This window comes from Pseudomonas sp. MPR-R2A5, from assembly GCF_058793055.1.
The window spans coordinates 61,294-77,706 of sequence record NZ_JBXAFK010000026.1 but is presented as its reverse complement, the minus strand read 5'-3'; the positions used below and the strand labels follow the sequence as shown (position 1 = coordinate 77,706).

At 61.1% G+C, this 16,413-nt stretch carries 13 protein-coding genes; 9 read left to right on the top strand and 4 right to left on the bottom strand.

Annotated elements, in window-relative coordinates; genetic code table 11:
• Nucleotide 1: 1 nt before the first annotated feature.
• Both AC1Q6I_RS19155 and AC1Q6I_RS19150 read left to right on the top strand, forming a co-directional pair.
• A complete protein-coding gene (locus tag AC1Q6I_RS19155; RefSeq protein ID WP_024073411.1) occupies nucleotides 2–970 on the top strand; it encodes an ABC transporter ATP-binding protein in 969 nt (322 codons plus the stop codon).
• Nucleotides 970–1,941, top strand: coding sequence for a peptide ABC transporter ATP-binding protein (locus tag AC1Q6I_RS19150; RefSeq protein WP_102624186.1), 972 nt, complete (start codon nucleotides 970–972; stop codon nucleotides 1,939–1,941). The genes AC1Q6I_RS19155 and AC1Q6I_RS19150 overlap by 1 nt, the downstream gene beginning before the upstream one ends.
• 199 nt (nucleotides 1,942–2,140) lie before the next feature.
• On the opposite strand, the gene AC1Q6I_RS19145 is transcribed toward AC1Q6I_RS19150, so the two are convergent.
• Together AC1Q6I_RS19145 and AC1Q6I_RS19140 are read right to left on the bottom strand one after the other, a co-directional pair.
• Nucleotides 2,141–2,407, bottom strand: coding sequence for a hypothetical protein (locus AC1Q6I_RS19145; RefSeq protein WP_024073409.1), 267 nt, complete (start codon nucleotides 2,405–2,407; stop codon nucleotides 2,141–2,143).
• 231 nt (nucleotides 2,408–2,638) lie between these two features.
• The gene (locus AC1Q6I_RS19140; RefSeq protein WP_024073408.1) at nucleotides 2,639–4,222 is read right to left on the bottom strand and encodes a peptide chain release factor 3; all 1,584 of its coding nucleotides are present in this window, start codon (nucleotides 4,220–4,222) and stop codon (nucleotides 2,639–2,641) included.
• 331 nt (nucleotides 4,223–4,553) lie between these two features.
• On the opposite strand from AC1Q6I_RS19140, the gene AC1Q6I_RS19135 reads away from it, so the two are divergent.
• From AC1Q6I_RS19135 to AC1Q6I_RS19115, 5 genes are all read left to right on the top strand, one after another.
• A complete protein-coding gene (locus AC1Q6I_RS19135; RefSeq protein WP_102624187.1) occupies nucleotides 4,554–5,270 on the top strand; it encodes an ABC transporter permease in 717 nt (238 codons plus the stop codon).
• Between the two features lie 20 nt (nucleotides 5,271–5,290).
• The gene (locus tag AC1Q6I_RS19130) at nucleotides 5,291–6,184 is read left to right on the top strand and encodes a glycine betaine ABC transporter substrate-binding protein (protein ID WP_024073407.1); all 894 of its coding nucleotides are present in this window, start codon (nucleotides 5,291–5,293) and stop codon (nucleotides 6,182–6,184) included.
• A 12-nt stretch (nucleotides 6,185–6,196) separates the two neighbouring features.
• A complete protein-coding gene (locus AC1Q6I_RS19125; protein WP_024073406.1) occupies nucleotides 6,197–6,850 on the top strand; it encodes an ABC transporter permease in 654 nt (217 codons plus the stop codon).
• Nucleotides 6,847–8,004, top strand: coding sequence for an osmoprotectant ABC transporter ATP-binding protein OsmV (locus tag AC1Q6I_RS19120; RefSeq protein ID WP_102624188.1), 1,158 nt, complete (start codon nucleotides 6,847–6,849; stop codon nucleotides 8,002–8,004). The genes AC1Q6I_RS19125 and AC1Q6I_RS19120 overlap by 4 nt, the downstream gene beginning before the upstream one ends.
• Nucleotides 8,005–8,480: 476 nt before the next feature.
• Nucleotides 8,481–9,644, top strand: a complete 1,164-nt coding sequence (locus AC1Q6I_RS19115) for a type III PLP-dependent enzyme (protein WP_024073404.1) — start codon at nucleotides 8,481–8,483, stop codon at nucleotides 9,642–9,644.
• 51 nt (nucleotides 9,645–9,695) lie between these two features.
• On the opposite strand, the gene AC1Q6I_RS19110 is transcribed toward AC1Q6I_RS19115, so the two are convergent.
• Both AC1Q6I_RS19110 and AC1Q6I_RS19105 read right to left on the bottom strand, forming a co-directional pair.
• Complete coding sequence (locus tag AC1Q6I_RS19110) at nucleotides 9,696–10,445, bottom strand: tetratricopeptide repeat protein (protein ID WP_102624189.1); 750 nt, start codon at nucleotides 10,443–10,445, stop codon at nucleotides 9,696–9,698.
• Between the two features lie 2 nt (nucleotides 10,446–10,447).
• Nucleotides 10,448–11,128, bottom strand: a complete 681-nt coding sequence (locus tag AC1Q6I_RS19105; protein WP_024073402.1) for a Fe2+-dependent dioxygenase — start codon at nucleotides 11,126–11,128, stop codon at nucleotides 10,448–10,450.
• A gap of 205 nt (nucleotides 11,129–11,333) precedes the next feature.
• On the opposite strand from AC1Q6I_RS19105, the gene AC1Q6I_RS19100 reads away from it, so the two are divergent.
• Nucleotides 11,334–13,616 (top strand): TonB-dependent receptor, encoded by a 2,283-nt coding sequence (locus tag AC1Q6I_RS19100; protein WP_024073401.1) that lies wholly within the window; start codon nucleotides 11,334–11,336, stop codon nucleotides 13,614–13,616.
• Between the two features lie 135 nt (nucleotides 13,617–13,751).
• On the top strand, nucleotides 13,752–16,277 hold the full coding sequence (locus AC1Q6I_RS19095; RefSeq protein WP_102624190.1) for a PepSY domain-containing protein: 2,526 nt from the start codon (nucleotides 13,752–13,754) through the stop codon (nucleotides 16,275–16,277).
• Nucleotides 16,278–16,413: the final 136 nt, after the last annotated feature.

Below are 16,413 nucleotides of genomic sequence, written 5' to 3'. Positions count from 1 at the left end.
CATGTCACTGTTAGAAATCAAGAATCTCAACGTGCGCTTCGGCGACAAGACCGCCGTGCCGGTGGTCGATGGCCTCGACATCAGTGTCGACAAAGGCGAAGTACTGGCAATCGTTGGTGAGTCTGGCTCGGGTAAATCCGTGACCATGATGGCGCTGATGGGCCTGATCGAGCACCCCGGCATCGTCACTGCCGACGCCCTGAACTTCGACGGCAAGGACATGCTCAAGCTGAGCAACCGCCAGCGCCGCCAAATCGTCGGCAAAGACCTGGCAATGGTATTCCAGGACCCGATGACCGCGCTGAACCCCAGCTACACCGTGGGTTTCCAGATTGAAGAAGTGCTGCGCCTGCACTTGAAAATGTCCGGCAAGCAAGCACGCAAGCGCGCTATTGAGCTGTTGGAAAAGGTTGAGATCCCAGGCGCTGCCAGCCGGATGGACGCCTACCCGCACCAACTGTCCGGCGGTATGAGCCAGCGTGTGGCCATCGCCATGGCGATTGCCGGCGAGCCCAAGTTGCTGATCGCCGACGAACCGACCACCGCATTGGACGTGACCATCCAGGCGCAGATCATGGACCTGCTGCTGGCGTTGCAGAAAGAGCAGAACATGGGCCTGGTGCTGATCACCCACGACCTCGCCGTCGTGGCGGAAACCGCCCAGCGCGTGTGTGTGATGTACGCCGGCCAGGCGGTGGAAGTCGGCCAGGTACCGCAACTGTTCGACATCCCGGCACACCCCTACAGCGAAGCGCTGCTCAAGGCGATCCCCGAGCACAGCCTCGGCGCCACGCGCCTGGCCACGCTGCCGGGTATCGTGCCCGGCCGCTATGACCGCCCGCAGGGTTGCCTGCTGTCGCCGCGCTGCCCGTACGTGCAGGAAAGCTGCCGCCAGACCCGCCCAGGTCTTGACCCTAAATCAAACAGCCTAGCGCGCTGCTTCTACCCCTTGAACCAGGAGGTGGCGTAATGGCCGTCGTTCTTACCGCCCGCGACCTGACCCGTCACTACGAAGTGTCCCGTGGCCTGTTCAAGGGCCACGCACTGGTACGCGCGCTCAATGGTGTGTCGTTCGAGCTGGAAGCCGGCAAGACCCTTGCGGTCGTGGGCGAATCCGGTTGCGGCAAATCCACCCTGGCCCGCGCGCTGACGCTGATTGAAGAACCGTCCTCGGGGTCCCTGAAAATCGCCGGCCAGGAAGTCGCCGGCGCCGACAAGGCCCAACGCAAGCAATTGCGCAAAGACGTGCAGATGGTGTTCCAGAGCCCGTATGCCTCGTTGAACCCCCGCCAGAAGGTCGGTGATCAACTGGGCGAGCCGCTGCTGATCAACACCCACCTGTCCGCCGCCGAACGTCGCGAAAAGGTCCAGGCGATGATGAAGCAGGTGGGCCTGCGCCCTGAGCATTACCAGCGCTACCCGCACATGTTCTCCGGTGGCCAGCGCCAGCGCATCGCCCTGGCCCGCGCCATGATGCTGCAACCCAAAGTGCTGGTGGCGGATGAGCCGACCTCCGCACTGGACGTATCGATCCAGGCCCAGGTGCTCAACCTGTTCATGGATTTGCAGCAGGAATTCAACACCGCCTATGTGTTCATCTCCCACAACCTGGCGGTGGTGCAGCACGTGGCCGATGACGTGATGGTGATGTACCTCGGCCGCCCGGTGGAAGTGGGCCCCAAGGAAGACATCTACGCCAGGCCTCTGCACCCTTACACCCAGGCACTCCTGTCGGCCACCCCAACCATCCACCCGGACCCGAACAAGCCGAAGATCAAGATCGTTGGCGAGCTGCCTAACCCGCTGAATCCGCCGCCTGGCTGCGCTTTCCACAAGCGCTGCCCGTACGCGACCGAGCGTTGCAGCAGTGAGGAGCCGCTGTTGCGGCCGTTGGATAACCGTCAGGTGGCATGCCACTACGCGGAGCAATTCGTGGCCTGAAGCAGCCCCACCCTCTTGTAGGAGCGAGCTTGCTCGCGAAGATCGTCAACGATAACGCAGCCTTTTCAGGTTTATCGTGGCGCTCTCCGTTTTTTCGCGAGCAAGCTCGCTCCTACAGAGGTTGGGGGTTAACGCGTTCTACAGCCCCTCCCGTCAGGTTGCGCATCAACCGGGCGGGAGGGGCTTTTTTTTGCCAGGTCTACGTCTGGCTATCGCCTTCATCATCCGGGTTGTCATCGTCCGGCTCGTCGGTGGTGGAGTCGTCATCGTCCTTGCTGCCACCTTGGCCCTCGTCGCCTGGCTCCGCTTCGGACTTGGCCAATTGCAGGACCTTGCCATGCCCACTCTGCGCCGCAGACACTGCCGCCCCACTCTGCACCGGGTTATGTGCCCAGGCCGTCGACATTCCCAACGACAACAGCACCAGTACCTTCAGCAACAACACTAAGCGTTGAACAATATTCATGGTTGATTCCGTCCGGTCAGTAGGTGAATCGCGCACGGCGGCCGTTTAGTACCGCCAGCGTTGACGCTAGTCCCGATGCCGGATTCTTGCCAATCCCCTGCCTGGTCGAAAGCAAAAATGTGAAAGGGGGCTTGCCCCCGATGGCGGAGTGCCAGCCCCCAATGTACGGGCTGACACACTGCTATCGGGGGCAAGCCCCCCTCCCACATTCTGTTTGGCGACGCTCAGGAATTAATGGTGCTCGCGAGTAGCCCGGAATTTCACATCCGGCCAACGCTCTTCCATCAGCGCCAGGTTGACCCGTGTCGGCGCCAGGTAGGTCAAGTGACCGCCGCCGTCGACCGCAAGGTTTTCCACAGCCTTGTTGGAGAACTCTTCCAGCTTCTTCTTATCGCTGCAGTCGATCCAACGCGCCGAATACACGGTGATTGGCTCGTAGGAGCACTCAACCTTGTATTCCTCTTTCAAGCGGCTGGCGACCACATCGAACTGCAGCACGCCCACAGCGCCGAGGATGATGTCGTTGCTGCGCTCGGGGAAGAACACTTGGGTCGCGCCCTCTTCCGCCAATTGCTGCAAGCCTTGGCGCAACTGCTTGGATTTCAGCGGGTCGCGCAGGCGCACACGGCGGAACAGTTCCGGGGCGAAGTGCGGAATGCCGGTGAAGCCCAGCGTTTCGCCTTCGGTGAAGGTGTCGCCGATCTGGATAGTGCCGTGGTTGTGCAAGCCAATGATGTCGCCAGCGTAGGCTTCTTCAAGCTGCTCACGCTCGGAGGAGAAGAACGTCAAGGCGTCGCCGATACGCACGTCCTTGCCGGTACGCACGTGGCGCATCTTCATGCCTTTTTCGTATCGGCCGGAACAGATGCGCATAAAGGCGATACGGTCGCGGTGCTTGGGGTCCATGTTCGCCTGGATCTTGAACACGAAACCTGAAAACTTCTCTTCCACCGGTTCCACGGTGCGCTCGTTGGCCACGCGTGGCAGTGGGCGCGGCGCCCAGTCCACCACGGCGTCGAGCACGTGGTCGACCCCGAAGTTGCCCAGGGCCGTACCGAAGAATACCGGGGTCAACTGGCCGTCGAGGAATTCCTGCTGGTTGAACTCATGGCAGGCACCCTGCACCAGTTCCAACTGGTCGACAAAACGGTCGTACTCGTCACCCAGGTGGGCGCGGGCCTCGTCGGAGTCGAGCTTCTCGATGATTTTCACATCCGTACGTTCATGACCGTGGCCGGCGGTGTAGACAATGATGTAGTCGTCGGCCAGGTGGTACACGCCCTTGAAGTCGCGGTAGCAACCAATCGGCCAGGTGATCGGCGCAGCCTTGATCTTCAGGACCGCTTCGATTTCATCGAGCAGTTCGATCGGGTCGCGGATATCGCGGTCGAGTTTGTTGATAAAGCTGACGATCGGCGTATCACGCAGGCGGCACACATCCATCAAGGCGATGGTACGTGGCTCGACGCCCTTACCGCCGTCGAGGACCATCAAGGCCGAGTCCACCGCGGTCAGGGTGCGGTAGGTGTCTTCGGAGAAGTCTTCGTGGCCCGGGGTGTCGAGCAGGTTGATCATGTGATCGCGATACGGAAACTGCATGACCGACGTGGTAATGGAAATACCCCGTTGTTTTTCCATTTCCATCCAGTCGGAGGTGGCATGGCGGTCAGATTTGCGGGATTTCACCGTGCCGGCCACTGCGATTGCCTTGCCCATCAGCAAGAGCTTCTCGGTGATGGTGGTTTTACCGGCATCGGGGTGGGAAATAATGGCGAAAGTGCGGCGTTTCGCGACTTCGGCGGCCTGGTGGGTCATGGGAAATCGCCTGGCAGGTGAGTCAAAAAAGGGCGGCGAGTATAGCGCAAACCCAGGCTGGCGGACCACCGTTCACCCCATTGGGGGTGGCTAAATACTGCCAAGTGTGGAACCTTTTAAAAGGTAGAGACGTCCACTCCCCTGCTACCGCACTCGGAACAGGGGCTGAAAAATCAGCAAGTTAGCCTGACGAGGCTGCGCTCATGGCTTGACCTCATGCCGCTTTTGCCGGCATTGGCAAGCTGCTTTTCGCGACCACATTCGAAGACAGCCAGGAATGGCATGCCACGAAGGAATGTGTTCGCCGACAGAAGAAAAAAGGAGTCCGCCTGTGGCTATTCGCTATGGCAAAGGGCTGATAGGAGGAGCGGTTGTCGTCGCTCTCCTGGCCCTGCTGGTCCACTGGATCGGCATCAACACGATCGAACTGTACCGCGACGATTTATTGTTTTACCTGCAAGCTCATCTGATTCTCGTCCTGGTCTCCATGCTGGCCGCCCTGATTGTGGGCATCCCCGCCGGTATCCTGCTCAGCCGACCGAACATGGTCGGGCGCGCAGAACGCTTCATGCAGATTTTCAACATCGGCAACACCGTCCCTCCCCTGGCCGTACTGGCCATCGCCCTCGGCGTCCTCGGCATCGGCAGCGGCCCGGCCATCTTCGCGCTGTTCCTCGCCTCCTTGCTGCCCATCGTGCGCAACACCTACGAAGGCCTCAAAAACGTTCAAGGCTCGTTGAAAGAAGCCGCCACCGGCATCGGCATGACCCCGCGCCAGGTGCTGTTTCGCGTCGAATTGCCCAACGCCGTGCCGATCATCATCGGCGGTGCGCGCGTGGCCCTGGCGATCAACGTCGGTACCGCGCCGCTGGCGTTCCTGATTGGCGCCAACAGCCTGGGTAGCCTGATTTTCCCCGGCATCGCCCTGAACAATCAGCCGCAACTGCTGCTCGGCGCCGCGTGCACCGCGTTGCTGGCGTTGCTGCTCGACGGCCTGGTGACCATGGCCAGCCGCCTCTGGCTGGAACGCGGGTTGCGTCCGTCTTAAGGCTCGGCAAAGGAAATCACATGAAAAAACTGACTCTGATATTGAGCTGCGTCCTGCTGTTTGCAGGTTTTGCGCACGCCGCTGAAAAACCCGTGATCCGCATCGGCGCCCGGGTGTTCACCGAACAGACCCTGCTCGCCGAAATCACCTCCCAGTACCTGCGCACCAAGGGTTACGACGCCCGTGTGACCGGTGGCCTGGGCAGCAACCTGGCACGCAGTGCCCAGGAAAGCGGGCAACTGGACCTGATCTGGGAATACACCGGCGTGTCGCTGGTGGCCTACAACCACGTCGATGAGAAGCTCGACAGCGCACAGTCCTACGCCAGGGTGAAAGAACTCGACGCGAAAAAAGGCCTGGTCTGGCTGTCGCCGTCGAAATTCAGCAACACCTACGCGTTGGCCCTGCCCGAGAACGTCGCCAAGGAATTCCCGCAGATCAACAGCATCAGTGACCTGACCCAAGCCTTGGCCGAGAAAACCAAAGGCACGCGCCTGGTCGCCCTAGACACCGAATTCGCCAACCGTTCCGACGGCATGGGCGGCATGGTCAAGCTGTATGACATGAACCTCACGCGCAAAAATACCCGGCAGATGGACGCCGGCCTGGTCTATACCGCGCTGCGTAATGGCCAGGTATTTGCCGGCCTGGTCTACACCACTGACGGTCGCCTGAACGCGTTCAAATTGAAGCTGCTGGAAGACGACAAGCACTACTTCCCGGACTACACCGCCGCCCCCGTGGTGCGCCAGGTTTACCTGGACGCGCATCCGCAACTGGAGGCTGACCTCAAGCCCCTGGCCGCGCTGTTCGACGACAAGACCATGCGCGAGTTGAACGCGCGGGTCGACGTCGACCATGAAAGCCCATCCGCTGTTGCCGCCGATTTCCTGCGCCAACATCCGATCAACTAAGAAGGAGAAGACATGGAATTCCTGAACGCCTTTTCCCATCTTGATTGGGCCCAAGTCCTGCACCTGACCTGGCAGCACATCACCCTGGTCGGCATCGCGGTCATCCTCGCGATTGTCGTCGGCGTGCCCCTCGGCGTGCTGATGACCCGCTTCCCAACCCTCGCCGGCCCCCTGCAAGCCAGCGCCACGGTGCTGCTGACCGTACCGTCCATCGCGCTGTTCGGCCTGCTGCTGCCGTTCTACTCCAAATTCGGCCAGGGCCTGGGGCCGATGCCGGCGATCACCGCGGTATTCCTCTATTCCCTGTTGCCGATCATGCGTAACACCTACCTGGCCCTGACAAGCGTGGATCCGGGCATTCGCGAGGCCGCCAAAGGCATCGGCATGACCTTCGGCCAGCGCCTGCGCATGGTCGAACTGCCCATCGCCGTGCCGGTGATCCTCGCCGGGGTACGCACCGCCGTGGTGATGAACATCGGTGTGATGACCATCGCCGCCACCATCGGCGCCGGCGGCCTGGGTGTACTTATTCTGGCTTCCATCAGCCGCAGCGACATGTCGATGCTGATCGTTGGCGCCGTGTTGGTCAGTCTCCTGGCCATCTTCGCCGACCTGCTTCTGCAATGGCTGCAACGCTCGCTGACTCCAAAAGGACTGCTCAAATGATCGAACTTCAAAACCTGACCAAGACTTTTCAAAGCAACGGCAAAACTGTCTCCGCCGTTAACGACGTAAGCCTGACCGTCAACGAAGGCGAGATTTGCGTATTCCTCGGCCCTTCGGGCTGCGGCAAGAGCACCACGCTGAAAATGATCAACCGCCTGATCAAGCCCACCTCGGGCAAGATCCTGATCAACGGCGAAGACACCACCGACCTGGATGAAGTGACCCTGCGCCGCAACATCGGCTATGTGATCCAGCAAATCGGCCTGTTCCCGAACATGACCATCGAGGAAAACATCGTGGTCGTGCCGAAATTGCTCGGCTGGGACAAACAAAAATGCCACGACCGCGCCCGCGAGTTGATGAGCATGATCAAGCTCGAGCCCAAGCAGTATTTGCATCGCTATCCGCGTGAACTGTCCGGCGGCCAGCAACAGCGGATCGGCGTGATTCGCGCACTGGCGGCCGATGCCCCGCTGCTGCTGATGGATGAGCCGTTCGGCGCAGTCGACCCGATCAACCGCGAGATGATCCAGAACGAGTTCTTCGAGATGCAACGCGCGCTGAACAAGACCGTGATCATGGTCAGCCACGACATCGACGAAGCCATCAAGCTGGGTGACAAGATCGCCATCTTCCGCGCCGGCAAGCTGCTGCAGATCGACCATCCGGACACCCTGCTGGCGCATCCGGCCGATGAGTTCGTCAGCAACTTCGTGGGCCAGGACAGCACCCTCAAGCGCCTGCTGCTGGTGAAGGCTGAAGATGCGGCCGACAACGCCCCGTCGGTGAGCCCGAAAACCCCGGTGGCCGAGGCCCTGGAGCTGATGGACGAAACTGACCGCCGTTATGTGGTAGTCACGTGCACCGAGAACAAGGCACTCGGCTATGTACGTCGTCGCGACCTGCACCGTCAGACCGGCACCTGCGGCCAGTACCTGCGTGAGTTCAACGCCACGGCGGCGTACGACGAGCATTTGCGCATCCTGTTGTCACGCATGTACGAGTTCAATCGCTCGTGGCTGCCGGTGATGGATGCGGAGCGGGTGTTCCTGGGTGAGGTGACCCAGGAGTCGATTGCCGAGTACCTGAGTTCCGGTAAGTCGCGTGGGGGCAAGACCAGTATTGTTTCGCCTGCAGAGACTGCCCTGGCCTGATCTGACACAACACGCTTAAAACTGTGGGAGGGGGCTTGCCCCCGATGGCGGTGTATCAGTCAATATATTCATGACTGACACACTGCCATCGGGGGCAAGCCCCCTCCCACATTTGGCCTGTGGTGTGTCAGGGAAATCCTCCTAATTATCCGCCTGCGGGGAACATCAATCCGTCACACCTGTCGGTTACATAAGTAGCTGCACGCGGTCCCGCGACGAACGCGTGCAAAAACGCGACATTTTTAGTTGATCTATGGCCCCTCACGTCCTAAAGTTCGCGCCGAACGTCCATGCTGGAAACGATCCATCCGGCTCAAGTACTGACGACGAGACAGCAAGGCCAAGGGTAGCGATAGCCCCATGGCCTTTTTGCTTTCGGCGACATGCCTTGGGAAGTAGGCGAACCAAAGTGGGGATACGGAGGACGTTCAGTTGCACCCATTGATCAAATCAGTTTGCCCTTAGGAGTTCCCAGCATGTCGATCAACGTCGAAGATTATTTCGCGCGCGCCACTTTTGACAAAATGAAGGCGTTCGCCGACAAGCAAGAAACCCCGTTCGTGGTGATCGACACCGCGATGATCAGCCAGGCCTACGATGACCTGCGCGCCGGTTTCGAATTCGCCAAGGTGTATTACGCGGTCAAGGCCAACCCTGCCGTCGAGATCATCGACCTGTTGAAAGACAAGGGTTCGAGCTTCGACATCGCCTCGATCTACGAGCTGGACAAGGTCATGGACCGCGGCGTCAGCGCCGACCGTATCAGCTACGGCAACACCATCAAGAAATCCAAGGACATCCGCTACTTCTACGAGAAGGGCGTACGCCTGTTCTCCACCGACTCCGAAGCCGACCTGCGCAACATCGCCAAGGCCGCGCCGGGCTCGAAAGTGTATGTGCGTATCCTCACCGAAGGTTCGACCACGGCTGACTGGCCTCTGTCGCGCAAGTTCGGCTGCCAGACCGACATGGCCATGGACCTGCTGATCCTCGCCCGTGACCTGGGCCTGGTGCCGTACGGCATTTCGTTCCACGTGGGCTCGCAGCAACGCGACATCAGCGTGTGGGACGCGGCAATCGCCAAGGTCAAAGTGATCTTCGAACGCCTGAAGGAAGAAGACGGCATCCACCTCAAGCTGATCAACATGGGCGGCGGCTTCCCGGCCAACTACATCACCCGTACCAACAGCCTGGAAACCTACGCCGAGGAAATCATCCGTTTCCTCAAGGAAGACTTCGGCGACGACCTGCCGGAAATCATCCTGGAGCCGGGCCGTTCGTTGATCGCCAACGCCGGCATCCTGGTCAGTGAAGTGGTATTGGTTGCACGTAAATCCCGTACCGCCGTCGAGCGTTGGGTGTACACGGATGTGGGCAAGTTCTCCGGCCTGATCGAAACCATGGACGAAGCCATCAAGTTCCCGATCTGGACCGAGAAGAAAGGCGAGATGGAAGAAGTGGTCATCGCCGGCCCGACCTGCGACAGCGCCGACATCATGTACGAAAACTACAAGTACGGCCTGCCGCTGAACCTGGCGATCGGTGATCGTTTGTACTGGTTGTCGACCGGTGCGTACACCACCAGCTACAGCGCCGTTGAGTTCAATGGCTTTCCACCGTTGAAGTCGTACTACATTTAAGACCGCTGCGCTGAAAAAAACCCATGACGTGTCATGGGTTTTTTTTAGGGCTCAGGAAAGGCTCGCGGCCCGTTGTCGGTAGGCATCAGCCATCGCCCGAATCTGCGGATCATTCGCCGCCGCCAGCGCCTTGTGCGCCACTCGCAAAAACTTCAGGTTCCCGCCGGCCAGCGCCTTGCGCAACCACTCCAGCGCCGCGTCGACCTGGCCCTTGTCGGCCAGCACCGCTGCATAACTGAACTGGCCACGAAAATCGCCGGCTTCGGCTGAGCGTCGATACCAGGCCACGGCAGCATCCAGATCCCTCGGGCAATACTGCCCCTCTTCCAGATAGCGCCCCAGCAGGTTCATCGACTTGGCGTGGCCTTGCTCTGCCGCCTGGCGATAACACGCCAACGCATGGGGTTGATCCTCGGCAACACCGCGCCCGGTGGCCAGCAGATTGGCGTAGTTGTACAACCCCCAATCCAACCCGGCGTCTGCCGCCAGCCGGTATTCACGGGCCGCCGCCGCTTCGTCCACGGCGCTCCCCCAGCCATGCTCCCGGCAACGTCCCAGCATATTGCGCGCCATCCGGTGCCCGCCCTGGGCCGCGATCTGGAACCAGCGCAGTGCCAGCGCTTCATCGCACTCGATACCACGGCCCTCCAGCAGGATTTGCCCGAGTAAAGCCTGGGCGTCGACCACACCCTCCTTGGCCGCGATCAGGATCGCCTGGGCTGCTCGAACGGGAGAGTCATCGAGCATGGATTGCAATTGCTCGACGTTGAGCACTTCTTCACGCCGCAATAAAAACCCCATGCTCAGACCTCGACCCAGCGGCGCAACAGGTTGTGGTAAGTGCCGGTGAGCTGGATCAACGCTGGGTGGTCGGGGACAGCGGCGGTCAGTTGCTGGATCGCGCCATCCATTTCGAACAGCAAGGTGCGCTGGCTGTCTTCGCGCACCAGGCTTTGGGTCCAGAAGAACGAGGCGTAGCGTGCGCCACGAGTTACCGCGTTGACTTTGTGCAGGCTGGAGCCGGGGTACAGCACCATGTCGCCGGCCGGCAACTTGACCCGTTGCAGGCCGAAAGTGTCCTGGATCTCCAATTCGCCGCCGTCGTAGTCCTCCGGGTCGCTGAAGAACAGCGTCGACGACAGGTCGGTGCGTACCCGCTCATGGCTGCCCTTGGGCTGGCGCACGGCGTTGTCGATATGGAAGTCGAAACTGCCTCCTGCGGTGTAGCAGTTAAGCAACGGCGGGAAGACCTTGTGCGGTAACGCTGCCGACATAAACAGCGGGTTTTGCCACAAGCGCTCGAGCATCGCCGCACCGATTTCCTTGGCCAAGGGGTGGCCTTCGGGCAATTGCAGGTTGTGCTTGGCTTTGGCGGACTGGTGCCCGGCGGTGATTTTGCCGTCGGCCCAATCGGCGGTTTCCAGGGCTTGGCGGATGCGCAGCACTTCCTCACGAGAGAACAGGCCGGGAATGTGCAGCAGCATGGGACGATACCTGGGAACGAAGAGGCGCCAATGGTATTGATTCTTATCCTCTCTGTAAAACGCCTAGACGGATGAGCGTGTAAAAACCGTAAGCCAAAAGTGTAAAGAATGTAAATTCAGTACAAATAGCAATGTATCTCAATTGATATAAAATCTTGTTACACCTATATTTCGCGACCTCACATCCTTGGGGAAAGGACACGTCATGTCGCGCACCACTCTAAAAACACCTGCCAGTTCACCACGCCTGCTGGCTTCGGCCATCGGCGTCGCCCTCGGTGCCAGCTCCGTCGCCCACCTGGCGCAAGCGGCCGAAGACACCGGGCAGAAAGGCCAGCGCAACAGCATCTCCCTGGGGGCTACCAGCATCACCGGCGAAGAACAGGACAACACCTCCTACCAGGTCGAAAAAGCCTCTTCGCAAAAGTACACCGCGCCGCTGGTGGATACGCCGCGCTCAGTCACCGTGGTGCCGCAACAGGTACTCAAGGACACCGCCGCCACCTCGTTGCAGGACGCCTTGCGCACAGTACCGGGCATTACATTCGGCGCCGGCGAAGGTGGCAACCCACAGGGGGATCGCCCGTTCATCCGTGGTTTTGACGCCCAGGGCGACACCTACCTGGACGGCGTACGCGACACCGGCGGCCAGAGCCGTGAGATCTTCGACATTGAATCCATTGAAGTCAGCAAGGGCCCGAATTCCTCGTTCGGCGGGCGCGGCTCGGCCGGTGGCAGCCTCAACCTGGTGAGCAAGACGCCACAAGCACGGGACTTCACCAATGGTGGCTTCACCTATGGTTCCGACCAGACGCGCCGCTATGTGCTCGACGTCAACCGTCAGTTCCTCGACACCGCCGCATTCCGCCTGAACCTGATGAGCCACGAACAAAACGTGGCCGGTCGCGACGCCGTGAACTACGACCGCTGGGGCGTAGCGCCCTCGCTGACTTTCGGCCTGGGTACGCCGACCCGCGTCAACGTCAGCTACTACCACATGGAAAGCGACGACCTGCCGGACTCGGGAATCCCCTACGGCTACGGCTCCTCGACCGCCACCGCTCACGTGCATGACAAACCCAACGACGGTGGCGACAGCAATAACTTCTATGGCCTCAAGAGTCGCGACTTCCGCAAGACCCGCGCTGACATCAGCACGTTTTCCTTCGAGCACGACTTGAACGACACCATGACGCTGAAAAACACCCTGCGCCATGGCAGCACCGGCCAGGACTACGTGCTCACGCAACCGGACGACAGCAAACTCAACGTCAACAAGTACGGCACCGTGTGGCGCCGCGCCAACACCCGTGTCTCAACCACCACCACGACCACCAACCAGACCGATCTGTTCGGCAGCTTCCAGGCGCTGGGCTTCAAGAACACTTACTCCACCGGCCTGGAGTTCACCGGCGAAGAAACCCGCGTCAGCGGCTACACGGTCAGCCCCAACGCCAACCCGACGTGCACCGTGGTCAAGGGCAGCCTGGGCGGCCAATGTACGTCACTGAGCAACCCGACCCCGGATGATGCCTGGACCGGCAGCGTCGCACGCAACTACAACGGCACCAACACCAAGGCCACCAGCCGTGCCGCCTATGTATTCGACACCATCGAACTTGACCCGCAATGGCTGCTGAATGTCGGCCTGCGCTACGACACCTTCGACACCGAAGCCAACACCAATGCCACCACCGGCCGCACCAAGATCAAGGACGACAGCCAGTTCTTCAACTGGCAGGCCGGCCTGGTCTGGAAGCCGGTGGAGAACGGCAGTATCTATGCGTCCTATGCCACCTCGGCAACGCCAGCCGGTGGCTTGGTGGGTGAAGGTGCCGACGGCAACCCACTGTCTGCGGGCGCCGCCACCAGCGACCTGCAACCGGAAGAGACCGTCAACTACGAGCTGGGCACCAAGTGGGACCTGTTCCACGATCGTCTGTCACTGACCGCTGCGGTGTTCCGCACCGAGAAGAAAAACACCCGCATCCTGGTCGACGCCCTGACTTACCAGAACGCCGGCGAATCCCGCGTCGACGGCCTGGAATTGTCCGCCAGCGGCAAGCTCACCGAACAATGGCAAGTGTTCGCTGGCTACAGCTACCTCGACAGCGAACTGGTCAGCGCCGGCCTCAATGGACGTAACGGCGTTGTCAGTACGGGCTCGAACAAAGGCAACCAGATGCCGAACACGCCGAAGAACACCTTCAGCCTGTGGACCACCTACGACATCACCTCGAAACTGACCATCGGCGGCGGCGCGTTCTACGTCGATGATGTCTACGGCGATGCAGGCAACACAGTCTACGTGCCGTCCTATACCCGCTTCGACGCCATGGCCAGCTACAAGCTGACCAAGAACGTCGACCTGCAACTGAACGTGCAAAACCTGACTGACAAGACCTACTACGACAAGGCGTTCTCGACCCACTTCGCCAACCAGGCAGCCGGCCGTACGGCATTGTTGACCACCAGCTTCCACTTCTAAGGCGGCCAACCGCTCGCCCAAGCCCCACGCATCGGATGCGCGGGGCTTTTTGCGTGTAAAAAAGAATGTTTCTCGAACAGCCACGGCATAATGCGCGCCGTGCCCTACATATCCAGATAGACGAGGCGGTCCGACGTGTTGAAGAAAACCCTGTTCCAGTTGCACTGGTTCTTCGGCATCACTGCCGGTCTGGTGCTGGCCTTGATGGGGATCACCGGGGCTGCGGTCTCGTTTCAGGATGAAATCCTGCGCGCGCTCAACCCCAGCGTATTGTTCGTGCAAAAGCGCGAAGCCGGCGTACTGCCACCCGCCGAACTGGTGCGCAAGCTCGAAGCCACCGAAGGCAAGACCGTTTCGATGCTGTGGGTGGAAAGTGACAGCGGCAACGCCGCGCGCGTGTCCTTCACCCCGCCACCCGGCGAACGCCGTGGCCAGATGCGCTACTTCGACCCCTACACCGGCGACTATATGGGCGATGCCGTCGGCCAGGACGTGTTCGGTTTTATCCTGCAGTTGCACCGTTTCCTCGCCATGGGCGAAACCGGCCGCCAAATCACCGGGGCCTGCACCCTGATCCTGCTGTTCTTCTGCCTGTCCGGCCTGTACCTGCGCTGGCCGCGCCAAGTGGCGAGCTGGCGCGCGTGGTTGACCCTGGACTGGCGCAAAAAAGGCCGCAGCTTCAACTGGGACCTGCACTCGGTATTCGGCACCTGGTGCCTGTTGTTTTACCTGTTGGCCGCGCTGACCGGGCTGTACTGGTCCTACGACTGGTACAACCAAGGCGTGACCAAACTGTTGTCCGACGCCCCGCAGAACGAGCGGATGCGCAAGCGTGGTCCACCCCCTCAGGGGCCGGCGCCGGTCGCCAACTATGACGCGATGTGGAGCAGCATCTACAGCAACGCCGGCCCCGGCTTGAGCGCCTACAACATCCGCATGCCGGCGGTCGCCGGGCAACCGGCCATCGTGTATTACCTGCTGGCAAACTCCCCCCATGATCGCGCGCTCAACCAGCTCAACCTGGACCCGGCCACCGGCGAGGTCAAATCCCATGACCGCTACGCCAGCAAGCGCCTCAAGTCGCAGTTGCTGACCAGTGTCTATGCGCTGCACACCGGCAGTTACTTCGGCCTGGTCGGACGGATTGTCCTCACCTTCAGTTCGCTGCTCATGCCGCTGTTCTTTATCACCGGCTGGCTGTTGTACCTCGACCGTCGCCGCAAAAAACGCCAGGTGCGTGATGCGCGCAACGGCCTGGCAGCCAACCCCAGCGATGCAGCGGCCTGGCTGATCGGTTTTGCCAGCCAGAGCGGCTTTGCCGAGCAATTGGCCTGGCAGACCGCCGGACAATTGCAGGCCGCGGGGCTGCCAGTGAAGGTGCAGTCCCTGGGCAGCGTAAGCCCCGAAGACCTGCGCCAGTCGGCACATGCGCTGTTTGTGGTGAGCACCTTCGGCGACGGCGAAGCCCCGGACAGCGCGCGGGTTTTCGAACGCAGCGTGCTGGGCCAGAACCTGCCCCTCAAAGGCTTGAACTACTCGGTATTGGCCCTGGGTGATCGCCAGTACGAACACTTCTGCGGCTTTGCCCGGCGCCTGCATTTCTGGCTGACCCACCAGGGCGGCACCCCGTTGTTCGCCCCGGTGGAAGTCGACAGCGGCGACAGCGCTGCGCTGCTGCACTGGCAACAACAGCTGGGGCAGTTAACCGGCCACGCACCGACGGCGGCCTGGCCGACCGCCCAATATGAAAACTGGACCTTGAGCCAACGCACCCTGCTCAACCGTGGCAGTGCCGGTTCGGCCGTCTACCTGCTCGGCCTCACCAGCCCGTCGCCACAGTCCTGGGAAGCCGGCGACCTGGTCGAAATCCTGCCACGCAATGGCCCGCAGGCCATCGAACGCTTCCTGGGGGGCCTGGGCCTGGCTGGCAGCGATGGAGTCCTGCTCGACGGCCTGCCGCACACCCTCGACCAGGCCCTGGCAACCCGCCAACTGCCGGACAACCGCACGCACCTGGTCGGCCTGCACGCCCAGGCCCTGGTGGACGCGTTGGTGCCGCTGGGCATGCGCGAATACTCCATCGCCTCGATTGCCAGCGACGGCGTACTCGAACTGATCGTACGCCAGGAGCGCCACCCGGACGGCAGCCTGGGCCTGGGCTCCGGCTGGCTCACCGAACATGCCGCCATTGGCACCGCGATCAGCCTGCGCCTGCGCCGCAACAGCGGCTTCCACCTGCCGCAGGTGCCGGTACCGTTGATCCTGCTCGGCAACGGCACCGGCCTGGCCGGTCTGCGCAGCTTGCTCAAGGCGAATATTGCCAACGGCCAACAGCGCAACTGGCTATTGTTCGGCGAGCGCAATATCGCCCACGACTACCTGTGCCAGGACGAGCTGCAAGGCTGGCTGGCCAGTGGTGACCTGGCCCTGCTGGACCTGGCGTTTTCCCGGGATCAGGAGGAGAAGATCTACGTGCAGGATCGCCTGCGCGAATCGGCCGATGCACTGCGTAAATGGCTCGCGGACGGTGCGGCGATTTATGTGTGTGGAAGCTTGCAGGGGATGGCGACCGGGGTGGATCAAGTACTGCATGAGGTGCTGGGCAGCGAGGTGGTGGAGCGCCTGATCGAACAGGGCCGCTATCGTCGCGACGTGTACTGAGATCCTCTAGCCACTGAAGAACCTATGTGGGAGGGGGCTTGCCCCCGATAGCGGTGTATCAGTCAATTCATGGGTTACTGACCCGCCGCTATCGGGGGCAAGCCCCCTCCCACAGTTTTTGACTGTATTCCAAGTC